General features: G+C 52.4%; 24 protein-coding genes and 1 pseudogene. 16 read left to right on the top strand and 9 right to left on the bottom strand.

The genetic code is table 11. From position 1 onward, the window contains the following. Positions 1–2: 2 nt before the first annotated feature. Entirely contained in the window at positions 3–893 is an 891-nt protein-coding gene (gene sucD / locus LWL52_RS01065) for a succinate--CoA ligase subunit alpha (RefSeq protein ID WP_242916276.1), read from the bottom strand. Between the two features lie 292 nt (positions 894–1,185). Between sucD and LWL52_RS01070 the strand changes: the two are divergent. Both LWL52_RS01070 and LWL52_RS01075 read left to right on the top strand, forming a co-directional pair. Beyond that, positions 1,186–2,169 (top strand): annotated as a pseudogene (locus LWL52_RS01070) (PLP-dependent cysteine synthase family protein); the annotation flags it as partial. Between the two features lie 453 nt (positions 2,170–2,622). After that, a complete protein-coding gene (locus LWL52_RS01075) occupies positions 2,623–3,063 on the top strand; it encodes a response regulator (protein ID WP_242916277.1) in 441 nt (146 codons plus the stop codon). Positions 3,064–3,141: 78 nt separating this feature from the next. Here LWL52_RS01075 and ade read toward each other — a convergent pair whose 3' ends face one another. Further along, a complete protein-coding gene (gene ade, locus LWL52_RS01080; protein ID WP_242916278.1) occupies positions 3,142–4,779 on the bottom strand; it encodes an adenine deaminase in 1,638 nt (545 codons plus the stop codon). A gap of 119 nt (positions 4,780–4,898) precedes the next feature. Between ade and LWL52_RS01085 the strand changes: the two genes are divergently transcribed. The 9 genes from LWL52_RS01085 (at position 4,899) to LWL52_RS01125 (ending at position 12,200) form a co-directional block, all read left to right on the top strand. Beyond that, the gene (locus LWL52_RS01085; RefSeq protein WP_242916279.1) at positions 4,899–5,054 is read left to right on the top strand and encodes a hypothetical protein; all 156 of its coding nucleotides are present in this window, start codon (positions 4,899–4,901) and stop codon (positions 5,052–5,054) included. 19 nt (positions 5,055–5,073) lie between these two features. Then, positions 5,074–5,784, top strand: a complete 711-nt coding sequence (cmk, locus tag LWL52_RS01090) for a (d)CMP kinase (RefSeq protein ID WP_242916280.1) — start codon at positions 5,074–5,076, stop codon at positions 5,782–5,784. 3 nt (positions 5,785–5,787) lie between these two features. Further along, a complete protein-coding gene (locus LWL52_RS01095; RefSeq protein ID WP_242916281.1) occupies positions 5,788–6,681 on the top strand; it encodes a 4-hydroxy-3-methylbut-2-enyl diphosphate reductase in 894 nt (297 codons plus the stop codon). Positions 6,682–6,759: 78 nt separating this feature from the next. Beyond that, positions 6,760–7,302 (top strand): DUF502 domain-containing protein, encoded by a 543-nt coding sequence (locus LWL52_RS01100; RefSeq protein ID WP_242916282.1) that lies wholly within the window; start codon positions 6,760–6,762, stop codon positions 7,300–7,302. 238 nt (positions 7,303–7,540) lie between these two features. Further along, the gene (locus LWL52_RS01105; protein WP_242916283.1) at positions 7,541–8,350 is read left to right on the top strand and encodes an alpha/beta fold hydrolase; all 810 of its coding nucleotides are present in this window, start codon (positions 7,541–7,543) and stop codon (positions 8,348–8,350) included. A gap of 171 nt (positions 8,351–8,521) precedes the next feature. Next, positions 8,522–9,754, top strand: a complete 1,233-nt coding sequence (locus LWL52_RS01110) for a PQQ-dependent sugar dehydrogenase (protein ID WP_242916284.1) — start codon at positions 8,522–8,524, stop codon at positions 9,752–9,754. Between the two features lie 108 nt (positions 9,755–9,862). Continuing rightward, positions 9,863–10,345 carry an ATP-dependent zinc protease family protein gene (locus LWL52_RS01115; RefSeq protein WP_242916285.1) on the top strand — a complete coding sequence of 161 codons (483 nt, stop codon included), beginning with the start codon at positions 9,863–9,865 and terminating at the stop codon, positions 10,343–10,345. Between the two features lie 9 nt (positions 10,346–10,354). Next, entirely contained in the window at positions 10,355–11,257 is a 903-nt protein-coding gene (gene rimK / locus LWL52_RS01120; RefSeq protein WP_242916286.1) for a 30S ribosomal protein S6--L-glutamate ligase, read from the top strand. Position 11,258: 1 nt separating this feature from the next. Beyond that, a complete protein-coding gene (locus LWL52_RS01125) occupies positions 11,259–12,200 on the top strand; it encodes a succinylglutamate desuccinylase/aspartoacylase family protein (RefSeq protein ID WP_242916287.1) in 942 nt (313 codons plus the stop codon). A gap of 364 nt (positions 12,201–12,564) precedes the next feature. Here the strand turns inward: LWL52_RS01125 and LWL52_RS01130 are convergent, their stop codons facing one another. The 5 genes from LWL52_RS01130 to LWL52_RS01150 all read right to left on the bottom strand — a co-directional run bounded on the left by LWL52_RS01130 (position 12,565) and on the right by LWL52_RS01150 (position 18,101). Further along, positions 12,565–13,059, bottom strand: coding sequence for a hypothetical protein (locus tag LWL52_RS01130; RefSeq protein ID WP_242916288.1), 495 nt, complete (start codon positions 13,057–13,059; stop codon positions 12,565–12,567). A 109-nt stretch (positions 13,060–13,168) separates the two neighbouring features. After that, positions 13,169–13,954 carry an SAM-dependent methyltransferase gene (locus LWL52_RS01135; RefSeq protein WP_242916289.1) on the bottom strand — a complete coding sequence of 262 codons (786 nt, stop codon included), beginning with the start codon at positions 13,952–13,954 and terminating at the stop codon, positions 13,169–13,171. Between the two features lie 45 nt (positions 13,955–13,999). Beyond that, positions 14,000–14,671 (bottom strand): oxidoreductase, encoded by a 672-nt coding sequence (locus LWL52_RS01140; protein WP_242916290.1) that lies wholly within the window; start codon positions 14,669–14,671, stop codon positions 14,000–14,002. 13 nt (positions 14,672–14,684) lie between these two features. Continuing rightward, entirely contained in the window at positions 14,685–17,153 is a 2,469-nt protein-coding gene (locus LWL52_RS01145) for a DUF5916 domain-containing protein (RefSeq protein WP_242916291.1), read from the bottom strand. Positions 17,154–17,261: 108 nt separating this feature from the next. Next, entirely contained in the window at positions 17,262–18,101 is an 840-nt protein-coding gene (locus tag LWL52_RS01150) for a CvfB family protein (protein ID WP_242916292.1), read from the bottom strand. A 179-nt stretch (positions 18,102–18,280) separates the two neighbouring features. Here LWL52_RS01150 and LWL52_RS01155 point away from each other — a divergent pair, with 179 nt between their 5' ends. Continuing rightward, positions 18,281–19,183 carry a LysR substrate-binding domain-containing protein gene (locus LWL52_RS01155; RefSeq protein ID WP_242916293.1) on the top strand — a complete coding sequence of 301 codons (903 nt, stop codon included), beginning with the start codon at positions 18,281–18,283 and terminating at the stop codon, positions 19,181–19,183. 72 nt (positions 19,184–19,255) lie between these two features. Beyond that, positions 19,256–20,197, top strand: a complete 942-nt coding sequence (locus LWL52_RS01160; protein ID WP_242916294.1) for a YeiH family protein — start codon at positions 19,256–19,258, stop codon at positions 20,195–20,197. 34 nt (positions 20,198–20,231) lie between these two features. Here the strand turns inward: LWL52_RS01160 and LWL52_RS01165 are convergent, their stop codons facing one another. Then, the gene (locus LWL52_RS01165; RefSeq protein ID WP_242916295.1) at positions 20,232–22,130 is read right to left on the bottom strand and encodes a BamA/TamA family outer membrane protein; all 1,899 of its coding nucleotides are present in this window, start codon (positions 22,128–22,130) and stop codon (positions 20,232–20,234) included. Between the two features lie 460 nt (positions 22,131–22,590). On the opposite strand from LWL52_RS01165, the gene LWL52_RS01170 reads away from it, so the two are divergent. Continuing rightward, positions 22,591–22,734 (top strand): hypothetical protein, encoded by a 144-nt coding sequence (locus tag LWL52_RS01170; RefSeq protein ID WP_242916296.1) that lies wholly within the window; start codon positions 22,591–22,593, stop codon positions 22,732–22,734. Between the two features lie 120 nt (positions 22,735–22,854). On the opposite strand, the gene LWL52_RS01175 is transcribed toward LWL52_RS01170, so the two are convergent. After that, on the bottom strand, positions 22,855–22,995 hold the full coding sequence (locus tag LWL52_RS01175) for a hypothetical protein (RefSeq protein WP_242916297.1): 141 nt from the start codon (positions 22,993–22,995) through the stop codon (positions 22,855–22,857). 258 nt (positions 22,996–23,253) lie between these two features. Between LWL52_RS01175 and LWL52_RS01180 the strand changes: the two genes are divergently transcribed. Both LWL52_RS01180 and LWL52_RS01185 read left to right on the top strand, forming a co-directional pair. Next, positions 23,254–23,622 (top strand): hypothetical protein, encoded by a 369-nt coding sequence (locus LWL52_RS01180; RefSeq protein ID WP_242916298.1) that lies wholly within the window; start codon positions 23,254–23,256, stop codon positions 23,620–23,622. Between the two features lie 485 nt (positions 23,623–24,107). Next, positions 24,108–26,150: a DUF3858 domain-containing protein gene (locus tag LWL52_RS01185; protein WP_242916299.1), complete on the top strand. Its 2,043-nt coding sequence runs from the start codon at positions 24,108–24,110 to the stop codon at positions 26,148–26,150. Positions 26,151–26,173: the final 23 nt, after the last annotated feature.

Consider the following 26,173-nt stretch of genomic DNA (forward strand, 5'->3'; position numbering starts at 1 on the left):
ACTTACGCGTTGATGCCAGCTTCCTGCAGGGCTTTTACCATTGCATCGCCGATCTCGGCCGGAGACTCTACTACGTAGATGCCGTTCTCGCGCATAATCTTCATTTTAGCAGCAGCTGTATCTTCAGCACCACCTACAATGGCACCGGCGTGGCCCATGCGGCGGCCCGGAGGCGCTGTCTGGCCGGCAATAAAGCCAACTACCGGCTTTTTGTTGCCTGTTTCGCTGATATACTTGGAAGCCATGGCCTCGTAGTTACCACCGATCTCACCAATCATCACGATCGCATCCGTCTCCGGATCTTCCATTAACAACTGAACAGCATCTTTGGTGGGCGTTCCGATGATCGGGTCGCCGCCAATACCGATGGCAGTAGAAATGCCAAGACCCGCTTTCACGATCTGGTCAGCAGCTTCGTAGGTTAAGGTACCGGATTTAGACACAATGCCGATACGGCCTGGCTTGAAAACGAAACCAGGCATGATGCCCACCTTGGCTTCGCCCGGGGTGATAACGCCTGGGCAGTTCGGGCCGATCAGGGTTACGTTCTTATCCTGCAGGTAGTGTTTTGCAGCAACCATGTCTTTTACAGGAATACCCTCTGTAATACACACAATCACTTCAATGCCGGCTTCTGCGGCTTCCATGATAGCATCAGCTGCAAAAGCAGGCGGAACGAAAATGATCGATACATTGGCGCCAGTCTTTTTTACGGCATCTTCTACCGTATTAAAAACGGGCAGCTCCAGGTGATAAGTCCCCCCTTTGCCAGGCGTTACGCCACCCACTACGTTAGTGCCGTATTCAATCATCTGGTGTGCGTGGAAAGATCCTTCCGAGCCTGTGAAGCCCTGCACGATCACTTTCGAATCTTTATTTACTAAAACACTCATGTGTATCTTATTTAGTTGTGTAATAACTGTCGAACTAAGGATGTGCAAAAATAGGCTTTTTTGCGGCGCTTGCAAAAAATAGTTGTCCCTAATATATGCGGCCGGCAGGCAGCTGCCCGGAACAAGTTGCCCCTTATTTTCTGTTGCTTAGCTAGCCTGCACCCGCTCCTGTTTGCGGCAGCCACCCTTAGCAAGGTATACCGGGCCGCCATAGGCTGAGAGAAAGGGAATGGCAGAAAATTATTATTTTAATTATGTACCTTTGCACCAGCATTCAATAAAGAAGAACCAGATGACGTATCTGAACCATATAACCGAAGCAATCGGTAACACGCCTTTAGTAAGGCTCAATAATGTAACCAAGGGCACCAAAGCAACGGTGCTTGCCAAAGTGGAGTACCTCAACCCGGGTAACTCTGTAAAGGACCGCATGGCTATCCGGATGATTGAAGACGCTGAAAAGGCTGGCCTGTTGAAGCCGGGCGGCACCATTATCGAAGGCACTTCCGGTAACACCGGCATGGGCCTGGCCCTGGCAGCCATTGCCAAAGGCTACAAATGTATTTTTACGCTCTCGGATAAGCAGAGCAAGGAAAAAATGGATATCCTGCGGGCCGTAGGTGCCGAGGTGGTGGTTTGCCCTACCAACGTAGCCCCCGAGCATCCGGATTCCTATTACTCGGTGGCCAGGCGCCTGAACAAGGAAATTCCGAATTCTTTTTACCCTAACCAATACGATAACCTGTCTAACAGCCTCGCGCATTACGAAAGCACCGGCCCTGAGATCTGGGAACAGACCGCCGGCAAGGTAACGCATTTTATAACCGGCGTGGGTACGGGCGGTACGGTTTCGGGTATCTCCAAATACCTGAAAGAGCAGAACCCGGATATCATCACAGTGGGCATCGATACGTATGGTTCTGTTTTTAAGAAGTATAAAGAGACGGGCATTTTTGACGAGAACGAGATCTACCCCTATGCCACCGAAGGCATTGGCGAGGACATCCTGCCCAAGAACGTGGACTTCAGCCTGATCGATACCTTTGTGAAAGTAACCGATAAGGACGGCGCCGTGATGACCAGAAGACTGGCTAAAGAAGAAGGGCTTTTTGTGGGCTGGTCGTGCGGTACGGCTGTTTTTGGGGCGCTGGAGTATGCCCGTGAAAACAACCTGACCGAAGACGATGTGATCGTGGTCTTGCTGCCAGACCATGGCTCCCGCTACCTGGCCAAGATCTATAACGACGACTGGATGCGTGCCCAGGGCTATATCGACTAAAAAGCCCCACTGGCAAGTGTAACGTAGGCCCGGACAGTAGGAGCCCGGCGCTTGGCTTGTCGCTTTCAAAAGGAAAACAGCCAAGGCAAAGTATAGCCTGAGCAAGACACACAAGGGGCAACCTTGGAAGCCTGCTGTAAGGTATAACGGGCGTAAAAGAGCCGGCTTTACCAAGGCGTGTGGCAGCTATACTTAAATTACTGCCGGATTTTAAAGAAGATTTTTATATTTTTGTTTATCGCTTCGAATACAAGCAGGTGCAGCTGCGAACAGCAAGAAGTAACAGCTTTTGGCATTTTCAAGCGGGTGCACAAACATATGGTAATCGGTGATGTAAGCAGAAGGACTCTGGCTTCAGCGCAAACCCTCACTTACAGAACCAGATGAGGAAACGGCTACGACAGCAGTGCGGCCTGTTTCCGGCACAGATAAGACTTGATCAGCTGATTAATGAAAAAACTTAGCGGAGTTTTACTTATTGATGATGATGATACCACCAATTTTCTGAACCAGCGGTTGCTGGACAGGATGGCGGTAACAGATAACGTGCGCACTTTTGTGAACGGCAAACAGGCCTTTGACTACCTGTACAACGTGAGCAACAAAAATTACGAGGGTACGGGCAGCAGTTACTTTCAGCCGGAGCTTATTTTCCTGGATATTAACATGCCGGTGATGGATGGCTTTGAGATGCTGGACTTGTTTGAGCGCCTGGACAAAGCGTTCCGGGAGCAGATCACAATGGTCGTGCTCACCACCTCTACCCACCCCCAGGACACGGCCAATTCTAAAAAGTATAATGCCGAATACCTGACCAAGCCGCTGACGGTGGAAAAGGTGAACATGCTGCTGGAAAAGCACTTTTCAAGCCACAATAACAAGGTAGCCTAACAACTGCCGCAATCAAAAAAAGCAGGAACTCCCCGATAGAGTTCCTGCTTTTTTGTTTATACCTGGTTTATACGTGTGCTAGTGCGTGGCCAGGGTTACAAACTCAAAGGTATCGCCGTTAAACAAGCCTTTGTCGCTGAGCTTGAGCGAGGGGATCACGAGCAAGGCCATAAACGAGAGCGTCATGAACGGCGAGGCCAGTGTGCTGCCCATCTCTTTGCTCATGCGATCGATGGCCGAGTACCGTTCTGCTACTTTATACCCGTCCTCGTTCGACATGATGCCGGCTACCGGCAACGAGAGCAGTTGTTCGTGTGCACCGTCTACGGCAGCCACGCCCCCTTGCGCCTCGATGATCAGGTTAACGGCCCGGGCAATGCTCTCATCATCCACTCCAACGGCAATAATGTTGTGCGAATCGTGCCCGACCGAGGAGGCAATGGCCCCCCGGCGCAGACCCACATGCTTGATAAAGGCCACGGCAGGGGCAGCATTTTCGTAGCGGTTCACCACCGTCAGCTTCAGCACATCCTGCGCCACATCCGGCACGATAAAACCATTTTCAATCTTTGGCGCAACCTCCAGCTCTTTGGTGATCAGCTGCCCGTCAAAAGCTTCGATCACGCGCAGGCGCGTGGCATTATCGGCTGCCACGGCAAATTGTTCGGGTGCTTTTGGTTTTGTGTTAAAATTATTAATCTCAGCGCTGGGGGTAAAGGCTATCTTGGTTTTGCCTTGCTCTGCCACTAATTGTCCGTTAATATAGGTTGCCGCTACGTTAAAGTCTTCCAGGTTATCGACAAGTATAAAGTCGGCCGGGTCGCCGGCGCGCAGCAGGCCCACCTCCAGCTTGTAATGTTCCACGGGGTTTACGCAGGCGGCCTGCAGCACATGAAACAGGTTGTTGCCTTTGGCCAGCGCCCGTTTTACCAGCAGGTTGATGTGGCCTTCCACCAGGTTGTCGGGGTGCTTGTCGTCGGAGCAGAACATCATATAGGGGTAATGCTCGGGTAGCAGCGGGATAAGGGCTTCAAAGTTTTTGGCAGCGCTGCCCTCGCGGATCAGGATCTGCATGCCTGCTGCCAGTTTGTCCAGGGCTTCTTCGGCTGTAAAGCATTCGTGGTCGGTGCTGATGCCGGCCGAGGCATACAACCTGGCCTGCTCACCCATCAGCCCGGGCGCATGGCCGTCCACAGCTTTGCCATACTTGTGGGCCAGTGCAATTTTCTCCATCACCACCGGATCGCGGTTCAGCACGCCTGGCCAGTTCATCATCTCGGCCAGGTATTTTATTTCGTCGCGCTGAAACAAGGTTTCAATATCAGCAGCCGTTATTTCGGCACCGGCCGTTTCGAAGGGAGTGGCCGGGACGCAGGAGGGGGCTCCAAAGTAAAACTTAAAAGGCACTTTCTTGCCGTTCTCCACCATGTATTCCACGCCTTTCAGGCCCAGCACGTTTCCAATCTCGTGCGGGTCCGACACAGTGGCTACGGTGCCATGCGGAACAGCCAGGCGTGCAAATTCCGAGGGTACCAGCATGGCACTCTCCACGTGCACATGGGCATCTACAAAACCCGGCAGAATATACTTTTGGCTGCTGGCGGGCTCCCGAACTATTTTAGAAATGCGGCCGTTTGAAACATGAACGGTGCCTTCGTAGATGGCCTGCTGGTGCAAATCTATGATGCGGCCGCTGAGCGTGAAGTCTGTTGGCATGGTGTTTAGTTAAAGTTGAGAGTTAATAGCTAAAAGTTGGAAGTGCATTTTCAACTCTTCCCTACAAACGCATAACTCTTAACGCAAATGGTCTTATATTTGCAACAAAGTTAGTCGTTTTGAAGAAGATAATTTCATACCTGATCTTAGTGTGTTTTCTGGCCACCGGCTCGCTGGCAGGTTGCACGACCAAAACACCGCAGCAGAAAAAAACGGCCCATCTCAAACGTAAAAGCAAGCTCGGCAACCTGCCCTGCCCCTGCGACTCTAATTAATCCTGTTTACCTGTAAATAATGAAGAAGATAGTAATCGCGTTAGACGGCCATTCCTCGTGCGGTAAAAGTACCACAGCCAAAAGAGTGGCAGCAGAACTCGGCTACGCCTACATCGATACCGGCGCCATGTACCGGGCGGTTACCTTATACTTTCTTCAAAACCACGTTTCGCTCACAAACCCCAAAGAGATAAACGACGCCCTGCAGCACATCGATATCTCGTTTCATTATAACCCAAAAAACGGCCGTAACGAAACCTACCTCAATGGCCTGAACGTGGAAGACGAGATCCGCAAAATGTATATCTCCAACCAGGTGAGCGAAGTGAGCGTAGTGCCTGAAGTGCGCCATGCCATGGTAGCCCAGCAACAAAAGATGGGCCGCAAACGGGGCGTGGTGATGGACGGGCGCGATATAGGCACGGCTGTTTTTCCGGATGCGGAAGTGAAAATATACATGACCGCGGATGTGGATACGCGTGCCCGCCGCCGGCAGATGGAGTTATTGGAAAAGAGCCAACTCGTAAACCTGGAGGAAATCCGGGCGAACCTGCAGAAGCGCGACCACATCGACTCTACCCGCAAGGAGAGCCCGCTGCGCCGCGCCGAAGATGCCGACCTGCTCGATACCTCGTACATGACGGTAGACGAACAGGTAGATTTTGTGCTGCAAAAAGTTGCTTCCAAGATACTGGAAGAAGCCCATGCAGTTAAACGGAACGAAGCGTAAGACATGAACATTACGATAGACAAAAATTCAGGCTACTGCTTTGGCGTTGAGTTCGCCATCCAGATGGCCGAGGATGAAATGGAAACCTGCGACGAGCTGTATTGCCTCGGCGATATTGTACACAATGGCATGGAGGTGCAACGCCTCTACGAAAAAGGCCTCCGCATTATTGACCGTCAGCAGCTCGAAGAGTTGCATGATTGCAAGGTGCTGATCCGGGCGCACGGCGAGCCGCCTGAAACTTACCGCGTAGCGCTGGAAAACAATATCGAGCTCATCGATGCCTCCTGCCCTGTGGTGCTGAAGCTGCAGAACCGCGTAAAGCACGCCTTCGACAGCAAGCGCAACGACAATGGCCAGATCGTGATCTACGGGCAGGTGGGGCATGCCGAAGTGATCGGCCTGGCCGGACAGACCCGCGACGAAGCCATCATCGTCACCACCGAAGCCGACCTGGATAAAATTGATTTCAAACGGCCCGTTACGCTCTTTAGCCAGACCACCAAGAGCACCAAAGGCTTTTACCACATCAAGGCTTTAATTGAGGAACGCATCCGGCAGGCGAACCAAGACAGCACGCTACCCGACTTTGACGCCAACGACAGCATCTGCCGCCAGGTATCGAACCGCGAGCCGCAACTGGCCCGCTTTGCCACCGAGCACGACGTGCTGGTTTTTGTAAGCGGCAAAAAAAGCTCTAACGGTAAGGCGCTCTACAGCGTATGCAAGCAGCATAACCCCAACAGCTACTTTATCGAGAACGAAGAAGAGCTGGAGCGGGCGTGGTTTGCCAATGCCCAAAGCGTGGGTATCTGCGGCGCCACCTCTACCCCCATGTGGCTCATGGAGCAGGTAGCCAGGGGTATTGCCGCTTTCGATACGGCCGCCGTTCAGTAAACGCAGCGCTTATACTATACAGCAATTTTGCTACATTTAGGCTTTGCTCCGGCAAAGCCTTTTTTGTGACTTCACCCAATGAAACGATTATTCCGCTATTTTTTGAACGGGCTGCTGATCATGGCGCCTATTACGATTACGATCTGGATCGTGGTGGCCGTGATCGACTGGCTCGATTCCCTTTTTGCCCTCGGCATACCGGGGCTGGGCATCCTGCTGATGGTGCTGCTGCTTACGCTGGTGGGCTTTATCGGCTCTTCCTTTTTTGTAAAGCCTTTCTTCATCATCATGGAGCGCATGCTAACCAAAGTGCCGCTGGTGAGCATTATCTATACAAGTATAAAAGACCTGTTTGATGCCTTTGTAGGCGATAACCAGAAGTTTAACAAGCCGGTGCTGGTAAAGATGGCGGAAGACTCGGATAACCTGAAACTGGGTTTTGTAACGCAGGACGCGCTGACAAGTATAATGATCGAGGACAGGGTGGCGGTATACTTTCCGCACTCTTATAACTTCTCGGGGGAGCTGTTTCTGATCCCGGCCCGAAACGTAACCTACCTGGACCTGCCAAGCAGCGAAGTGATGAAATTTATCGTATCAGGCGGCGTTTCTAAACTTTAAGGAGTTAGAAAGTTAGAAGGTTATAAAGTTAAAAAGTGATAAAAAATGATTTATACTTTGCCTTTCCTAGCGCAAGCGTCCGCTTGTGCCTCCCTGTTTTGAACCAGTAGCTTTGGTAACTTGCAGACTGGGCACAAACGGACGCTAACGTCAGAGTGCGTATAAAACTGAGTGCCTTCAACTCTCTAACTTTCTAACCTTCTAACTTTCTAACTTCCCAACTTTCTAACTTCCCCAATTGCCTTACCTGCTCCATAACCGATCCAAGCTCCACTACCGCGTTATCGGGCACGGCAGCCGGGTATTGCTGGCCTTTCATGGGTATGGGCAGAGCAGCGCCTATTACCAGCCAATGGAGAAAGCACTAGGCAGCGAGTACACGATCTACGCCTTCGACCTGTTCTTTCATGGGCACAGCCAGCTGCACAAGCATACCACGCCGCTTACCAAGGATTTGCTGCAGGCCTTTATAACGCACTTTTTAGACAAGTATAAAGTGGAGCGGTTCTCAGTAATGGCCTTTAGTATGGGCGGTAAGTTTGCCCTCACGCTGGCAGAGCGCATGCCCGAGCGCCTCGAGGAGCTGTTTCTGATCGCCCCGGACGGCATCAGCACCAGTTTCTGGTACAACATTGCCACCTATCCTGGTTGGTTGCAGCAGCTCTTTAAGCGCACCGTGCTCAAGCCGGCGCCTTTCTTTACGCTGCTCCAGGTGCTGGGCAAGTATAACCTGGTGCACAAAAGCCTGGTGCGCTTTGCCCGTTTCCAGATGGATACCACCCCCAAACGCCTGCGCATCTACCGCAGCTGGATCGGCTTCCGTAACCTGTCCTTCGATATCCGCAACATTGTGGCGCAACTCAACAGGCACCAGGTGCCGGTCACCATGTTTCTGGGGGAGTTCGACCAGGTTATTTCGCCCCGGCGCGTGGGCGTTTTCGTAAAGGCGCTGACACATGGCAAGCTGGTGCTACTAAAAACGGGCCATACCCATTTGCTGCAGGAAGTAGCAGAGCTGCTGCACCGCAAACGCTCCGGAAATAACTAACACCATAGCCCACTTTATACTTCTCCGGCAGCCCTGTTCCCGCAGCATCCCGACAACATTGTATTTTTGTTGTAGTATACATAGCTTACAGTTCCGAAGCCCTGCCTGCAACAGGCACGGCTAGAGCTAAAAGCTATACTTTGTCGTCCTTCAATTTCAAACGATCACTTTATGAAAAAACATTCTGGCCTCATCCTGTCCTTTATTACGATGATGGTTGTCAGCGTCGGCTGCTCAAGCAACGATACGTCTAACAAAGAGGAAGCTACTGCTAACAAAGAAGAAGTTACTAAAACCGGCCCAACGGAAAACCAGCAGGCCGAAACCGAGGAGCCAGCCGTAAGCCTGCCTTCGGGCCCTGTGGATAAAGACCTGGAGCGCATCAAACTGCCCGCTGGTTTCCGCATTGATTATTATGCCAAGGATGTGGAAAATGCCCGCTCCATGGCCATGAGCCCGTCCGGTATTCTGTTTGTGGGCACGCGCAGCAACGACAAGGTGTTTGCCGTGATCGACAAGGATAAAGACGGTAAAGCAGACGAAGTGGTAGTGGTAGCCTCAGGGCTGAACACGCCCAACGGAGTGGCCCTGAAAGACGGTGATCTTTATGTGGCCGAGATCAACCGCATCCTCCGGTACCGGGACATCGAAAACACGTTCCGCAACAAACCCAAGTTTGAGGTAGTGAACGACAAGTTTCCGAGCGACGAGCACCACGGTTGGAAATACATCGCCTTCGGGCCCGATGGCAAATTATACGTGCCGGTAGGAGCGCCCTGCAACATCTGCAAATCTGAAAAGCCTATCTACGCCTCCATTACCCGCATGAATGCCGATGGTACCGGGCTGGAAGTATACGCGGCAGGCGTGCGCAACAGTGTGGGCATGGACTGGAACCCGGCTACCAAAGCTTTATACTTTACCGACAATGGCCGCGACATGCTGGGCGATAACACTCCGCCCGACGAGCTGAACCGCGCCACAGAAAAAGGCCAGAACTTTGGCTACCCCTACTGCCATGCCGGTACTATTTCAGATCCGGAGTTTGGCAAAGAGCACGACTGCAGCGAGTTTGTAAAGCCTGTCAGAACCCTGAGCCCGCACGGCGCCTCGCTGGGGCTTAAATTCTATACCGGCAACATGTTTCCGGCCGAGTATAAGAACCAGATCTTTATTGCCGAGCACGGCTCCTGGAACCGCTCGCAAAAGATCGGCTACCGCCTGATGCTGGCCCGCCAGGACGCAAACGGCAATGTGACCAGCTATGAGCCTTTCGCGCAGGGCTGGCTGGAAGGCCAGAAGGAGTGGGGCCGCCCGGTAGATGTGCTCGTGATGAAAGACGGCTCGCTGCTGGTGTCTGATGATGCCAACAATGCCATCTACCGCATCACGTATTCTAAATAAAACATGTCTGAATAAAGTATGAATGCTGACTTATGATCCGGGTGGCTTCCACCGCAATTCATAATTCAGCATTCATATTTGATAATTACCCCCTATCTTTAACCTCTGATGAAAGAGGAAAACAGTAAAAAATCAAAACCTGTAAGAAAGGTGATCGGGCGGCGGGAGCTTGTTTCTTTTCCCGAGCTCGATATTGATGAAATTGAGGCCAAGATTGATACCGGCGCGTATACGTCAGCTATTCACTGCTCTGATATTCAGGAGGAAGTACTGGCTGACGGCACCCGCATCATCAGCCTGGATTTGCTGGACCCCTCTCATCCGCAGTATAACCACAAGCGGCTGCATTTTGCCGAGTATAACCTGCGCGCTATAAAGAGCTCTTTCGGCGAGGTGCAGGAGCGGTTCGTGATCCGGACCAGGATCAAGTTTTTTGAAGAAGAGATTGAAGCAGAGTTTTCCCTCTCAGACCGTAGCGACATGAAGTACCCGGTGCTGATCGGGCGCAAGTTGCTCCGGGGGCGCTTTGTGGTGGATGTGGCCCGCAAGAATGTTGCCCGCAAGTATAAAATCAAACAGAAAAAGAAATAAACAGCCTATATGAAGATCGCTATTCTCTCCCGTAACCCAAAGCTCTATTCTACCCGCCGGTTGGTAGAAGCAGCCGAGCAACGGGGGCATCAGGCTATCGTACTCGACCACTTGCGTTGCGACCTTGTTATTGAGCAGGGCGACCCGCACATTTTATATAAAGGCGAGCGCCTTACCGGTGTAGACGTAATTATTCCGCGCATTGGCGCCTCGGTTACGTTTTATGGCACAGCCGTGGTGCGCCAGTTCGAAATGATGAAAATAAAAAGCGCCGTGGACTCACAGGCCATTGTGCGCTCGCGCGATAAGCTGCGCTCGTTCCAGATTCTGGGCAGGGCCAAGCTGGGTATGCCCAAAACAGCCTTTACTAACTACTCTAAAAACACCTCGGAGCTGGTAAGAGAAGTAGGTGGCGCGCCGCTGGTGATCAAACTGCTGGAAGGCACGCAAGGCCTTGGCGTGGTGCTGGCAGAAACGCAAAAAGCCGCCGAGTCGGTGATTGAAGCCTTTCATAACCTCAAAGCCCGCATTATTGTGCAGGAATTTATCTCCGAAGCCGGTGGTGCCGATATCCGGGCGTTTGTAGTGAACGGCGAAGTGGTGGGCGCCATGAAGCGGCAGGGCAAAGAAGGCGAGTTTCGTTCTAACCTGCACCGCGGCGGCAAAGCCATGCTCATCAAACTAACGCGACAGGAAAAAGCGGCCGCTCTGCTGGCTGCCAAATCGCTGGGCCTGGGTATAGCCGGGGTAGACATGCTGCAGTCCAAGCGCGGGCCGCTTATCCTGGAAGTGAACTCCTCGCCGGGACTGGAAGGCATCGAAAAGGCTACTCAGAAAGATATTGCCGCCAAAATTATCCAATATGTAGAAGGGCTTGCCCAGCGGAAGTCTAAAAAGAGCGTACAGGAATAGCATGCCCGAAACGATCGTTATCAACGGCAAAAGCATTGACCGGGGTGAAAAGGTGCTCACCAAGCTGGTGATCAGCAAGTTGCCCAGCGGTACCGTGATCGAGATCCCGGTTTATGTGTTCCGCTCGGTGCACGATGGCCCGGTGGTATTGCTGATGGCTGGCATGCACGGCGACGAGGTAAATGGCACCGAGATCATTCGCCGGATGCTTTCCAAAAAGATGCTCTACCCGCTCAAAGGCACCATCATTGCCATTCCCATACTTAATATTTACGGCTTTCTGAATTTCTCGCGCGAGGTGCCCGACGGCAAAGATGTGAACCGCAGCTTTCCGGGTAACCGCGATGGCTCGCTGGCCAGCCGTGTGGCGCACCGCTTTATGAAAGAGATCATGCCCTACGTGGATTATGGCCTGGACTTTCATACCGGTGGTTCGAGCCGCGCCAATTACCCGCAGATCCGGTGTGTGCTCAACGATTTTAAGAACGAGGAACTGGCCCGTGCCTTTGCGCCCCCGTTTATTCTGAACGCCGCTTACCGGCAGGGATCGCTGCGCAAGGAAGCGGCAAAATTAAACAAGCCTATTCTGGTGTATGAGACCGGCGAGAGCCTGCGCTTTGATGAAAATGGCATTGCCCTGGGAATTGAGGGCACCTGCCGGGTGTTGCACCACCTGGGCATGACGGCAAACCGCGCCACCCCCTTGGGCCCGCCGGTGATGTGCATGAAAGATCTTTGGTTGCGGGCCAAGAACGCCGGCCTTTGGCGCAGCTTTGTACCGCTGGGCGGGTACGTTAAAAAGAATCAGTACATCGGCAGCATCACCGACCCCTATGGCGAAATGGAAGTACGCCTGAACGCCCCGGCTACCGGATACGTAGTAGGGCTGCAGAACATGCCGGTAGTCAACCAGGGCGACGCACTGATGCACATTGCGTTTTGAGGGGTTGAATTGCTGGTTGTTAGTTGTTTATTGCTGTATTGTTTAATGGTTAAATTGCTGGGGTGTTGTATGAACCCGAGCTGGCGCAAGTGTTCAGCGCAGCGTTACTTGTGCCTTCGTATGGGGAAAGTCTTCATACTTGCGTGAGCCATACTTTATACTTCTCTGCTCGTTCGGGTTTGCAAACCGAGAGTATGTTGTTACAAGGATTTGTAATCCGGCTTTATACTTACCGCTGCATTTACACTTGCTGCTAAACCGGAATATAAAAAGAGAGGCCCCGCTACAAGTATAGCGGGGCCTCTCTTTTTTATCTAATTATTGATTCAACAATCAACAATTTAGCCATTCAACAATTCAACCTTTAGAACACATAGCGTACGTGCAGGGCGGTATCCCAGAAGCCGCCACCACGCGGTATGTTGATGTAAGGCTTCACGTCGGCACCAATGGTGAACGGAATGTCGCGGATGTAATATTCCAGGCCCAGTACGCCGTCTACCCCTACACCCATCACGTTGTCATCGTAGTAGCGGTCATGCTTGCGGTCATAATAGTAATGGCCGTCGTAAAAGCCGATGTGGCCACCCAGGCCATAGTACCATTGCAGGCCGCTTGTGTTAAAAGCCTGTGCATGCTTTTCGTATAGCACGGTGATAACGGTGCCTCTATACTTGAAGCTGGTGCTGATGATGCCTTCGATGGCAGCATCGCTCTTAATAAAATGCTTGATGGTAAGGCCCGAGGCTGCACCACCTCTTAAACCGATACCGGTGCTGTAACCACTCTGCGCCCGGGCACTTAAAGCTACTGAAAGCACCAGCATGAGGGCAAATAAACTGCGGAAAAGTATTTTCATGAACGTTATAAAGGGTTAAAAGTGCGTTGGCCGCAGCTGTGAGATATGCCTTGGCTACTACAAAATTAAAACTTCTAACGAAGTATCCTGCTTTTATTGTACCGCTGATTTACTTTTTGCTTTCGGCTTTGTAGTCCTGCAGGTAAATGGTTTTGCCGGTGCGCCGCCCGATGAGCTTGAAGAACGAGATAAACTGCTGCTTATCAAGGGAGAGGGCTTTGGCAAAAGGGTCCTGCTTGTGCTGGTGCTCAAAATCCTGGATATATTGCTTTCGGACCAGTTCGGCGCCATCGAGTGCCTGTGCCACTTCTACCTGTACCAGGCCTGTTTTCTCCCATAGCTTGCGCCACCAGCTTATCGTATGTATAAAGTACCAGTAGTGCTGGTAATCCTGCTGCAGGAAAGCGGGCACCTGGTCCAGGGTTTCTATCTCGGAGGTAAAGCATACATCGGCAATGGCAATGCGCCCTTCGGGTTTCAGAAAACGGCAGATGTAGGGCAGGTATTTCTCGTCGGTACCAAAGTACGTATAGGAGTCCACCACGATCACGGCATCGAAGTATTCCTCGGCAAAAGGCAGGGCGCGGGCATCCGCCTCCAGCGGAATGACCTGCTGCTGGCAACCTGCCGCGCAGATACGCGCATAGTTGTCGGAGGCAGAGATAGCCTCATCCACCGCCCACACGGTTACCCCGAACTCTTTGGCCAGAAAGATGGAGCTGATAGCTTTGCCGCAGCCCAGGTCCAGCACGCGCATGCCGGGTTTCAGAGGAAGGTCTTTGGTCAGGCTTTCCAGGTTCAGAAGTACGTTCTCGCCCATCGAGTGGCGCCGCACCCACTCCGGGTCGTAGCGGGAGGCCTTTGGGAAAACGTGTTGTAATTGCTGTGCTGCCATAAGTCCGGGTATCGTTCGTCGCATCGTCTTACGGAGGCGGGCACGCTACAGTTGGGTGCCCAGGCGGGCAATTTCGTCGGAGGGATGGATGTAGACGCCATGCTGGTTCAGGGAGGCCGCCTGCAGCATGGCCTGGGCTACTGTTTCGCCGGCAATGGGTTTATACTTCTTCAGCGGGCCAACCATCAGGTTGCTCAGGGGCAGCATCACTTTGGAGGCGATCTCCTCGCCGGAGCGGGTTTCCTCGCGCTCGCCCAGCAGCAGCGACGGCCGGAAAATATGCACTGTCTCCAGCCCCAGTTGCTGCACATCCTGTTCCATCTGGCCTTTAACCTTGTTATAAAAGATCATGGCATGGGCATTGGCTCCCATGGACGACACTACCAGGAACTGCGTGGCTCCTTTGGCGGCCGTTACCCGGGCCAGCTCTACCACATAAGTATGATCCACTTTATAAAAAGCTTCTTTTGAGCCCGCCTTTTTGATGGTAGTCCCCAAGCAGCAGAACACGTCATCGGCCACCATGTCGGGGGCAGCGGGTTTCAGATCATCAAAGTCAACGACGAGCTGCTCGAGCTTGGGATGAATGAGGGGCAGCTCCCGCCGGCCCACTGAAATAACCTGGCTATACCTGTCGCTTTTGAGCAACAGCTGCAGGCAGTGGCCACCAACCAAGCCGCTTCCACCGGCAATTAAAGCGGTTCGTACTTTTTGCATAAGGAGTTTTGACTTACGCAGAGAGTACGTTTTTAAGGGCTATATAGTCTATAAAGTATAGTAGTTTCACCGAAAAATTGTTGCTCTGCGGTGCCTGCAGGGTATGCGACATATTCTCGAGGTAGCGCGGTACCAATTCGGTTTTGCTGTCCTGGATGGCGTTCTTCCATACGACGCGCAGCTCACTGCCCGGCGCAAAACGCCAGCTGTAAACCAGGTCGATGTTGAAGAGGTTCAGGTTGATATCTTTAAAACCTGCCATGCTGCCGTTGCGCTCGGACGTGACCTGCTGCAACAAACCGTTCTGTGTGAGCTCATAAAACGAGTTGTAAGCTGCCTGCGACCAGTAATGGCGCATGTTCAGCATCAGCCCGGACTTCTCGCTGAAAATGTAAGCGCCCGAGAGCGTAGTGGTGAGCGTGGTTACCTGCCTGTCGCCGAAGATGGTATGGCGGGCGGCATCCTTGCCGGCATAGCCCAGGTCGTGGCGCTCTATACTATAGCTGTTGCCGTTGCTGAGCAGCAGCTTGTCGTTTACCCGGAAACGCGGCGTAAGGCCCAGCCACCACACCGACTGGTTGTAGCGGCGGGAGCGCCACAGGCCTGTGTTGGCATCCAGGGCCAGCCGCTTGCGGTAATCCGTGGAAAAGTTGCTGCTTACCTCAAAGGCGGGAGGCTTAACAAACACCTGCGGAAACGCCCGTGCTTCGTAGTAATCATAGGCATTTTCGGGCCGCACCGACCAGTTTATACCTACCCAGGTAAAATCGCGGAGCTTGGCCCCGGAGCTGCCGCTAAGGCCCCAGCTGGTAAAAGCGCGCGGCGCATACAGCATACTATGGTTCACGCTCAGGCGGTTGTTCCAGTTCAGGAACTTCCAGTAAGGCTGGTAGAGGTTGTAATTAACCTGTGCCGATGTGCTCACCTCGTTGTTGTTCTGCAGGTAGCCCAGGTCGTTAATATCGTAGGTATCCGATTCGGTGGTGTGGCGCAGGCTGTAGAGCAGGTTGCCGCTTATTTTGGCCAAGCTGATGTTGTACTGGTGGCCAAGCGCCACGTCGCCGTTAGTGTCTTTGCCGTAGAGCTGGCTCAGATTGCCGCCTGCTGCCACAGCAAAGGTGTTGGAGCGGTCGGCAAAGCGCACTTGCAGCCCCGACACGTTGGCATCGTACAAGTTGCTGCCGCGGGTTACGTTGGTGTTGGTAAAGGTGATGTAGGAGTTGCGTGGCAGCGTCTGGTCCAGCACAAACACGTTATAGTTGGTAGCCGGGTCGGTCAGGATCTCGCGGGTCTGTCCGGTTATCGAGTCCTGGGCGGTGGCAAACATGTTGCGCGTAATAGCATTGAAAATGCCGATGCCCAGGCCCCGGCGCGTGCGCCCTGATACTTTGGCCGCATTAACCAGGCTGCTCACCAACGGGTTTTCAACCAGGGCTTCACCTGCGTGCAGGCTGTCTGCGGCGGAGTTGTAGAGGATGGGCTTGCCCCCGATGCGGCGCGAGTAGAACAGGTTGGCTTTGTTAAACAGCTCGGTGCCTTCGGTAAAGAACTGCCGGTTCTCGCTATACTTCACCTCGAAAGGACTCAGGTTGAGTACCTTGTTGTCTGATGCGGTCTGCCCGAAATCGGGGATCAGGGTCACGTCCAGGGTAAAGGCGTCGTTGATGCCATACTTAACATCCATGCCGCCGTTTATAGCGTGGCTGGTAATCGGCTTATTTTCGGCATCACCTGAATACGTGCTCACATACCCCGACACGTACGGCGTAAACTGCAGGCGCACCGGCGACCGGAGCCCTTCGATGCCAATGGCGCGGCCTTCCTGGTTCACAAACCCTTCTACTGCATTATCCACATGGTTCCAGAACGATTTCTCGCGGGTGCGCCGGATCACACGCATAAAGTTGAGGCCCCAGGTCTGCACCTGCGCGTCCGGAAAGCGGATAGCTCCGTACGGAATGCGCAGCTCTACCGTCCAGCCATCTTCATTCAGTTTTACCTTACTGGCCCACACGGCATTCCAGTTCCAGTCCTCGCGCCCCTGCGAGAGCTTCATATCTGTTTGCACGCCCGCCGCCGATACCAGGAAGGCAAAGGCATTCTGCTTGTCGTTATACGTGTCGAGGTACACGCCAAACATATCGGCATTGGTCTCGCCCGAATCGCGGTTACCCAGCTGCGTCAGAATCGAATCCGGAGCGGTGTCGTGCAGTTTGGCCCCGATGTACACAGCATCATCGTCGTAGAGCAGGTATACGTCGGTGCGCTGGGCGGAAGGCTTACCGTTGAGCGGGTCGAAGCGGATAAAGTCTTTGGCAGGCTGGGCCTGCTGCCATACTTCGGGCTCAAGTTCGCCGTCCAGCACCGGTGCTGTGGCCGTACGCACAGCGGTGGTGGTTTTATACTTGCCCGCCTGAGCAAAAGAGACAAAGGAAGAAAGGAACGCTACGGCAAAAAGAAAAGGTACTACTTTGGAAAACATACGGTAAGGCCGGGCAGGGGAGCGCCCGGCTAAAATTAAGGTGATCGACTTGGTTTAAGCGTGTGCGGGTGAGAGGACGGGAGTGGGGCGCGCCGGGTGTGGCGGCCCCTAGCGCCTCAGGCGGATGCTGTCTTCGGAAAGCTCGATTTTGCCTTCGCGGTAGAGGCCGCCAATAGCGCGCTTAAAGGTTTTTTTGCTCATGCCCAGCAGCTTGTAAATGTCTTCGGGCGTGCTGCTGTCGGAGAGCGGGAGCCAGCCCGAGCCTTGCTGCAGCAGTTGCAGGATCTTCTCGCCCGCTTCCGACGACTCGCCCAGGGCGGTGGCGCCGGGCTTGCGCAGCGTCACATCTATTTTGTTATCCGGCCGGATCGTTTTTACATAGCCTACTAGCTTATCGCCAAGTTGCAGGTCCCGGAATACCTCATTTTTATAGAGGATGCCCATGTAGGCGTTGTTAATGATCACTTTGATGCCGATCTCGGTAAAGCCAGCTACCAGCAGCTGCACTTCCTCGTTCTCTTTTAGCTGGCTGTCTTCGTTATGTAAATACTTTCCCAGCTTCGAGGTGGCCACTACCCGGTCGGTTGTCTCGTCGAGGTATACATAGACGCAATACTTCTGGCCTACCTGCATTTTGTTTTTCTGGTTGTGCAGCGGCACGAGCAGGTCTTTTTCCAATCCCCAGTCCAGGAACGCGCCAAAAGGAGCGGTGTCGCGGCAGGTGAGGCAGGCAAACTCGCGCACGGTAGCCAGCGGCGTCAGGTTGGTGGCAATTACGCGGTCTTCGGAGTCACGGTACACAAACACCCGCACAAAGTCGCCTACTTTGGCACCCTCCGGCACATATTTGGCAGGCAACAGGATATCGCCGTCTTCAGAAGTGAGGTAAACGCCAAAGTCTACTTCCCGTGCGATCTCCAGTTCGTTGTAATTGCCTAAATCTACCATTGCTGTAAGTATAATATCTGTTAAGGGTGCCCTACAAATCTACTAAAAAGCGCGCGTGGTTAAAAATTGCGGCAACAGATAAAAAAGCGGCCAGCATTATATTTATCGGAAAGTACAACCCGCAGCAGGCGATTAACAGGATCGGGCTTACCTTTGAGCAGGTATAAACGTTTGCGCCTATGATATTCGACTTCAGGCTTCAGGTTTTTAAGGCAGTGGCAGAAAACCGCAGCTTTTCGAAAGCAGCAAAGATTCTGTTTATCACGCAGCCCGCTGTTTCCAAACATATCAGTGAGCTGGAGAATCAAACAGGCGCGGCGCTTTTTAACAGGCATGGCAATGCCATCAGCCTGACGCCCGCAGGCGAGTTGCTTTTGCGGTATGCCACCCAGATTTTCGAACTGTACCGTAATCTGGAGGAAGAGCTGCATGCCATGCAACAGGGGCAGTCGGGGCAGTTGCGGATAGGCTCCAGCACCACCATTGCACAGTATATCCTGCCGAAGATCCTGGCCGCTTTCAAAAAAAGCTATCCATCTATCGACCTGACGCTGGTAAACCATAACACCGAAAAGATCGAGCAGCTGCTACTGGAAGGAAAGGTGGATGTAGGCCTGATTGAAGGAAGCGGAACCCTGCCGCAGCTGCAGTATAGCCCGTTTGTGCACGATGAGATTGTGTTGGTAACCAGCACCAGCAACAAAAAAACGTACCCGGTCGAGTTGCCGGTGGCGCAGCTCAAGCACATCCCGCTCGTTATCCGCGAGGCAGGCTCGGGCACGCTTGCCGTTATTGAACAGGCGCTGAAACAACACCACCTCAGCCGCAAAGACCTGCAGATAGAGATGCAGCTGGGCAGCACCGAAAGTATAAAACAGTACCTGCAATATGCCCGGGCCTGCGCGTTCTTATCAATCCATACAATCATAGAAGAGCTGGCAGCCAACAAGCTGCAGGTGATCGAGGTGACCGGCTGTGAAATAAACCGGACCTTTCAGTTTATCAACCTGCATGGACGGCAATCAAAGCTGCTGCACCTTTTCCGGCAGTTCTGCATCAGGCAGTATAACCTTAGGCAATAGCTTAGCACTTTTAGTGATTGGTACCCCCTGCGCAGCGGGCGTAAGTTTGCAGAAAATAAAGCAAACAAGGCAATGCAGACACTAACGCTAAAAGAGAGGGGTTTTCAAAAGATTATTTTTATAGGGGCGTTACTGGTGTGTGCTACGCCCTGGATCAGTGCGCCCGTTGCGTTGGTAGGCGGCTTTCTGTTTACTTACTGCTGGGGCCACCCGTTTCAGCAGTTGGGCCGCAAAGCAACAGGCTGGCTGCTGAAAGCATCGGTGGTGGGCCTGGGGTTTGGCATGAATCTGCCCCAGGTTATTCGGGTGGGGAAGGAAGGGCTGGTCCTGACGGCTGCCTCGATCGGGGCCGTGTTTGTGCTGGGTGTGGTAGTGGGTAAGCTGCTCCACATGAGCGGCCGCTCCACGCATCTGGTTTCGTCCGGGACAGCTATTTGCGGGGGCAGCGCCATTGCGGCGGTGGCGCCCGTGGTGAATGCCTCCGAAAAAGAGATCTCGGTGGCGCTGGGCACTGTTTTTCTGCTAAACGCCGTGGCGCTGGTGGTTTTCCCGCCGGTGGGGCACTTCTTTCATTTATCGCAGCACCAGTTTGGGTTATGGAGCGCCATTGCCATACATGATACCAGTTCGGTGGTGGGAGCGGCTGCCACGTATGGCCAGCAGGCGCTGCAGGTTGCTACTACCGTGAAATTAGCCCGCGCCCTTTGGATTATACCTGTCAGCCTGCTTTCGGCGCTGGTGTTTAAAAGTGATGCCAAAAAGATTTCTATTCCTTGGTTTATTGCTTTGTTTATGGGGGCGATACTGGCCAACAGCTACCTCTCTTTTGCCGGGTTATTTAACACCCAGGTGGTAGCAGCCTCCAAAGCGGCTCTGGTGGCCACACTCTTTCTTATTGGCGCCGGGCTGTCCGTAGAACAGATAAAAGCTGTCGGCTGGAAGCCGCTGGCACTGGGGGTGGTGCTCTGGTGTTTTATCGCTGTGGCCTCGCTGCTCGTTATCCTGCATCTGTAGCTGCAGGTAGAATGCCGAAGTATAACCGCACTTTTTACCTGAAATCGGCTACGCCGGGGCTGGAGAACCTAAAATCGGTGAAGTCATAATAGGAGCGCGAGGAGCCGAATGTTTTAAAGCTGCGGTCTTCATTTACCGGCAGCCGCGGGTAATAGCTCACCAGGAATTGAATGGTGCTGAAGGCCAGGTACTCGTTGCGCAGCCGCACGCCCAGGCCGTATCCGCGGTAAGGCGTTTCTTTAAACGGCGAGCTTTTGTTGCCCGTCGAGAGCCAGGCCACATCAGCAAAGGCCACGGCGGCCAGGCGGAAACCGAAGAGCGAGAGGGGCGTGTACAGGTTTGCTTCGTAGTTTAACGTGACGCGCCGGGAGCCCCGCACCCGGTCGGAACGAAAGCCCCGCAGGCCGCTTTCGTTGTTGATGGAGAGTAGTTCCTCGGGGTGGCGGTTGATGCCAAAGGTAGCCCGACCCTGGATGTAATGCCGCAGTTTCCATTCCTGCCATTCATACAGCTTTGTGAAGTATAGCGACTGCACTTCCAGCACGCCCTGCTCGCGGTTGCTGTTGCGAAGAAAAGTGCCATAGTTCACGCTGCCGTACAGGTAGCCAAAGCTCTTGCTATACCTGGCCAGCGAGGTGGAGGCGCCAAAATACCGCCTGTTGGTAAGGGCTCCCTTCTCAAAGCCTGAAGTAATGGTAAGCAGGGCGCCTGCCGGAATATCCTCGGTGCGGCCAAAACCAAACAGGTACCGGTCTTTGTAGTACTTTCGGATGCTATAGCCCAGGCTTCCCAGCAGCAGCGTGTTATTCTGGAAATTGTCGGTAGGCGTGGTCCCATACCGGGTGTCGATCACCCGCGCGGCGGCAATCATACGTCCCTTCGATTCGTAACCAAGATTATAGGATTTAAACTTAAAAGAGCGCCCCAGCCAGGCATCGCGGCGCGAGTAGCTCAGCTGGCCATATTGGGCCACGGTATCTTCGGGCAGGGAGGGCAACAGCAACCGCTCGTCAATGTAGCTCACACCCACGGCACCGGCATACTTGGTATTGGTTGCGTAAAAATCGCGCCGCAGAAAGGCGCTTTTCTCTTTGTAATAGTTTTCGTTTACATAGTTGATATCCGCCGAAATGTAGCTTTTGCTGATGTTCTCTATCCGGTAAGAGCCCGAAAGTTCCCAGGGCCGGGGGCGGTCCAGGTTAAAACGGTAGCCGGTGCGGAACTGATGGCCCTGCCCCAGGAAGTTGAGCTCGCGCAGCGAGATGCGGCCGGAGCCGGAAGAGGGTGTGAAAGACCCGGAACCTCCCAGGGTGAAAATGTCTTTTGTTATCACAAAAACATCCACGCTGTCGTTGGTGGTGGTTTCTTCGTTCACGATGATGCGGGCATCGAGCAGGTAATCGGTCTGGCGCAGCAAACGCTCCGATTCTACCAGCGCCAGCGGCTCCAGTGGCTCCATTTTCTCAAAAAGCAGCTTGTTGCGGATCAGGCCGCGGCCCGTTTTGACGTGCAGCGAATTGCCTGCCTTTTCCAGTATGTTCTGCGGTTTGCGGGTCGAGTCGTTGATCGAATAGCCAAAGGCATCCAGGCTCACAATATCAATGCGGCGCACGATCTTATAGTTGTGCTTGGCATACTCCTGCCGGATCAGCTCGGCGTCCATGCCATACACGGTATCATCTTTGCGGTCAAATACCAGAATGGCCTTCAGCAGCTTGCCCATAATGGTTTTGCGTTCCGATATGCGTTGCAGGTTACCCATAATGCGGTCGTCAAACGTTTGGCGGGTCGAATCAGCGGGAGGGGGTACCTGGGTCGTGTCCTGGGGTGCTTTCGGAACCTGCTGCGCCTGCCCCGTTCTGGCCCACAGGCACAGGATGCACAGCAGGCATACCGGAGCAAAGCGGGTAGAGAAGCGGTTTGGAAGCAGCATGAAATTGAGTTGGTGGCGGTAATGCTTTTTGAGCCTACTAATATAACGGATTCTGGTATCAGATGCACTAACAGCGGCCCGTAAACTGCCCGCTAGTGGCTGGCGGCAGGTTTTTTGGCAGGAAGAAAGTATACATTAAAATGCTAATATATTTAGCGTAATAGGGTTTGTTGATAACCATGTGCATAAGTAAATGCTAAAAGTATTGGCTTTGTGTCGGCGCGTTACGTATCTTTAAACCGGTAAAAGGATTGAGCAGCAGGTAAATGGCCTCTGTGATGCAGGGTAAGCTAATAAGTTTAGTATAGTCGCTTGTTAGCCGGCAATGCTGACCTGCAGCGCAGGAAACCGGGAGTGGCTGTTCTTCTACTTTTAAAAGTATAGTGCCATGGCAGTTGTTAAGAAATCGAATTTTCAGAATCATACTTCCCCATCAAGTCAACCTAAAAAGATTATTGTTATGAGAAAGAACCAGAAAGTTGCCCGCGTATCCCTGTACTGCAAACTGAATATGCTGGTACCGCACCTGCAAAGTCTTTCCGGCCGCATGCAGGGCGAAGGCAACGAGAAAAGCCGCAATGGCAGCCATACTTCCAAGCAGTAGGTTTACGGCTGTGCCGTAACAGGCGGCTGCACCAGCCCCACACCAAGGGCTATGATGTATAGCGCAAAAAAAAATGCGCAGCGGGTTTCCGCTTTTGGGCAAGCGCCAGCTTTGCTTCGGTTACAAGCCCTGCGCCTGGCGTGAACTGCCCTTTTTCTGCTTGGCTATGTAGTCGCCACAAGCAGGGGGATTGCTGATGTTGGTATTATCGCGGGAGGGACGATGCTCGACCACATGCGGCGCATACATGATCTTAGCCAAACGGGTAAGCCGTAATGCTGATTCTTCTTATTTTTTTCTCAACCAGGTAAAGCGAGCCTGTTTTTAATTGCTTCTTTTTCAGAAGGATAAGCAAAAACTGATTTCATACGGGAATTATTTATACTTGTTACGGAACTTTTTGTGGGGCAAATACGTTAAAAACAGTATATATAATTCTAATTGTACTGCACACAGACGACCTATCCGCCCGCTTTAAAATTCCGGATAGCTGTTTGCTGCAATAAAAATACTTGCTCTATGAATGCACGCGTACGAAATAAACTCATTCAGGTAGCTCGAGGCAGAGCCCACCTGATGACGTTTCAAAACCTCATTTATGAAGCCGAATTAGGACTTAACCTGGAGAATCCGTATGAAAAATCGCGATTGGCCGAGGTAGTGGACGAAATATCGGAACAGGAACATGCTGCCGGCCGCCCTTTATTAAGCGCGCTTGTGCGGGTAAAAGGACAAAAGAACCAGGGCGATAGCTTTTTCAGGCTTTGCGAACGGCTGGGCTACGGCCCCTGGAAAGATTTGAAACGCGATAACAAGTTTATCGAAGATCAACGGGAAGCTTGCCGCGAGTTTTGGCAAGATAGTACAAATTTTACCTCCTACCTATAACATTGGCTGAAGCGGCAGACCCCTGTCTCACCCTGGCTGTCGCTTCAGTTTTTCCTTTTCCTTCCTTTCAGACTGTTAATACCGTTGTTTTCCTGCCTCCCTATTTAGTTATATGGGGTGCTGCCTGCAGCCTATTCATATTTGTAACCACTGCCGGAGGGTAGCTTTAATATAGTACCTGCTTTTTCTTCAGCCCCTCTCTATTCTTTCTTTTCAAAATACTTTTATTTAGCTAAGCTGTTCATGGGCCACTACGGCGCTTCTGAATCTTTTCATTTATCCATACAGCTCAGAAACCAAGTTATTGGATGAATTGATGAACAAATTTTACAGAATTTAGTATGTGAGTTTGAATATATAATAAAAGTCCTTTTCTTTAATATATCAAACAAACAGCCTGTAAAAGAGCATATTTGCGTCTCTTTATGCCTGCCTGGCAGGCGTTGGCTGCACGTGTGCGTGTACTAATCCTTTTATGTTCATCTATGAGAACTATAACTTCTACATTATCCGGAGTGCTTCTTTTTGCGTTGGTGCTGAGCGTGCATGTGGCACAGGGCCAGGCAGCTAAATTCGGCAAGGTCAGTGAGGAGGAGCTGAAAATGCGCGTGTATGAAAAAGATACCAGCGCTGCTGCCGTTATCCTGTCCGATTATGGCTACTCGCATTTTCAATATTCCAATAGCGGCTTTCAGCTGGTCTTTGAACGGCAGATGCGCATCAAGATCCTCAAAAAATCCGGTTACGATTGGGCGGATGTGGTGGTGCCCTTCTACAAACGCGGAAGCGACAAGGAAGCCGTATCCAGCATCAAAGGCTTTACTTACAACCTGGTAAACGGAAAAGAAGAAAAGACCAAGTTGGAGTCTAAAGCTGCTTTTGAAGAGCAGATGAGCGAAAACTGGTTTGCCAAAAAGTTTACAATGCCCAACGTGAGGGAGGGCTCGGTAATCGATGTGAGCTATGTCATCTACTCCGACTTTTTCCAGAACATGCGCGAGTGGGAGTTCCAGCACACCATTCCCGTGGTGTGGAGCGAGTACAAGGCCCGCATCCCCGAATATTTCGATTACAAGCTACTGCAACAGGGCTACCTGCCTTTTTATAATTCCGGGAAAGAAAAGACTACCGAAAACTTTACTGTAAAGTCTGCAGCGGAAATAGAGCCGGGGCTAAATGGCGGCAGAACGCCCTCTGCCACATCAACAGTAAAAGCAGATGGCGATGCCTATGTATGGGTGATGAAAGACGTGCCCGCGCTGCAACCCGAAAAGTATATTACCACCCTAAGTGATTACCAGGCCAAGATTGAGTTTGAGCTGCAGCAGGTAAAATTCCCGGGGCAAATTGCGAAGGTGGTGGTAGGTACCTGGGAACAGGTAACCGATGAACTGCTCAGATCCGATCGGTTTGGCACCCAGCTAAACCGCAGCAGCTTTTTCAAAAATGAGCTGGCTGCGCTGATGATCAAACATACTACCCCAGAAAGCCGGATGGTGGCCATCCACAACCTGGTGAAAAGCAAGATGCAATGGGACGGCAAGAATAGCATCTATGCCCATACGCCGATTCGCAAAGTATATGAAAATAAAAAGGGCAGCGTGGGCGAGATAAACCTGCTGATGACTTCCATGTTGCTGGAAGCCGGCCTTGATGCCGCCCCGGTGCTGGTAAGTACCCGTACCAATGGCCGCGTGTACAAAGGCTCGCCTATGCTGAGCAAATTTAATTACCTGATCACACATGTGCGCATCGGCGACAAGGAATACCTGCTGGATGCCACCGAGCCTTTGCTGGCTGCAGGAGAGTTGCCGGTGCGTAGTCTTAACGGCGAAGGGCGCCTGATAAAAAAGGATGACCAGCGCTGGGTGGAGCTCAAGCCCGGGACGGTTTATTCCAAATTGTTTAACGGTACCATTACCATCAGCAGCAACGGCGAGATGAAAGGCACAGGCATGGAATCAATGGGTGGTTATAACGCCTTTTATACCCGCAAGTCGATCCTGGAAGAGGGCGAAGCGAAATTTGTGGAAGGTTTTGCAAAGGAAACAGGCGATATGAAGGTGCTCAAACCGAAGATTGAGAACCTCAGCGACGAGAAAAAGCCCATCAGTATTTCCTTCGAGATCGCAACTGCCGGAAACGGACAGGAGAACAGCGTGATCTACCTGAACCCGATGCTGGGCCACAACGAAAAGGAAAACCCTTTTAAGCTGGAAGAACGGGCTTACCCGGTGGATTTTGCCACGCTGCAGGACGAGACCTATATGTGCAAGTTTATTCTGCCGCCGGGCTACGAGATCGAAGAAATGCCACAGAACAAGATGGTGTCGTTGCCCGAAAACGGTGGCCGTTTTATGTATGTGGTGCAGCAGGAAGGCAATACGGTGCAGGTCATGAGCAAGGTTAATATCAACAAAACGGTGTTCTATGCACCCGAATACGGCCACCTGAAGGAGTTCTACAATCAGATCGTGACCAAACAGGCCGAACAGATCGTGCTGAAAAAAGCTACTGCCCGCAACTAATCGGACTACAAAACGGCAGCCTT

Origin of the sequence: Pontibacter liquoris (genome assembly GCF_022758235.1) — a bacterium.
Taxonomy (GTDB): Bacteria; Bacteroidota; Bacteroidia; order Cytophagales; family Hymenobacteraceae; genus Pontibacter; species Pontibacter liquoris.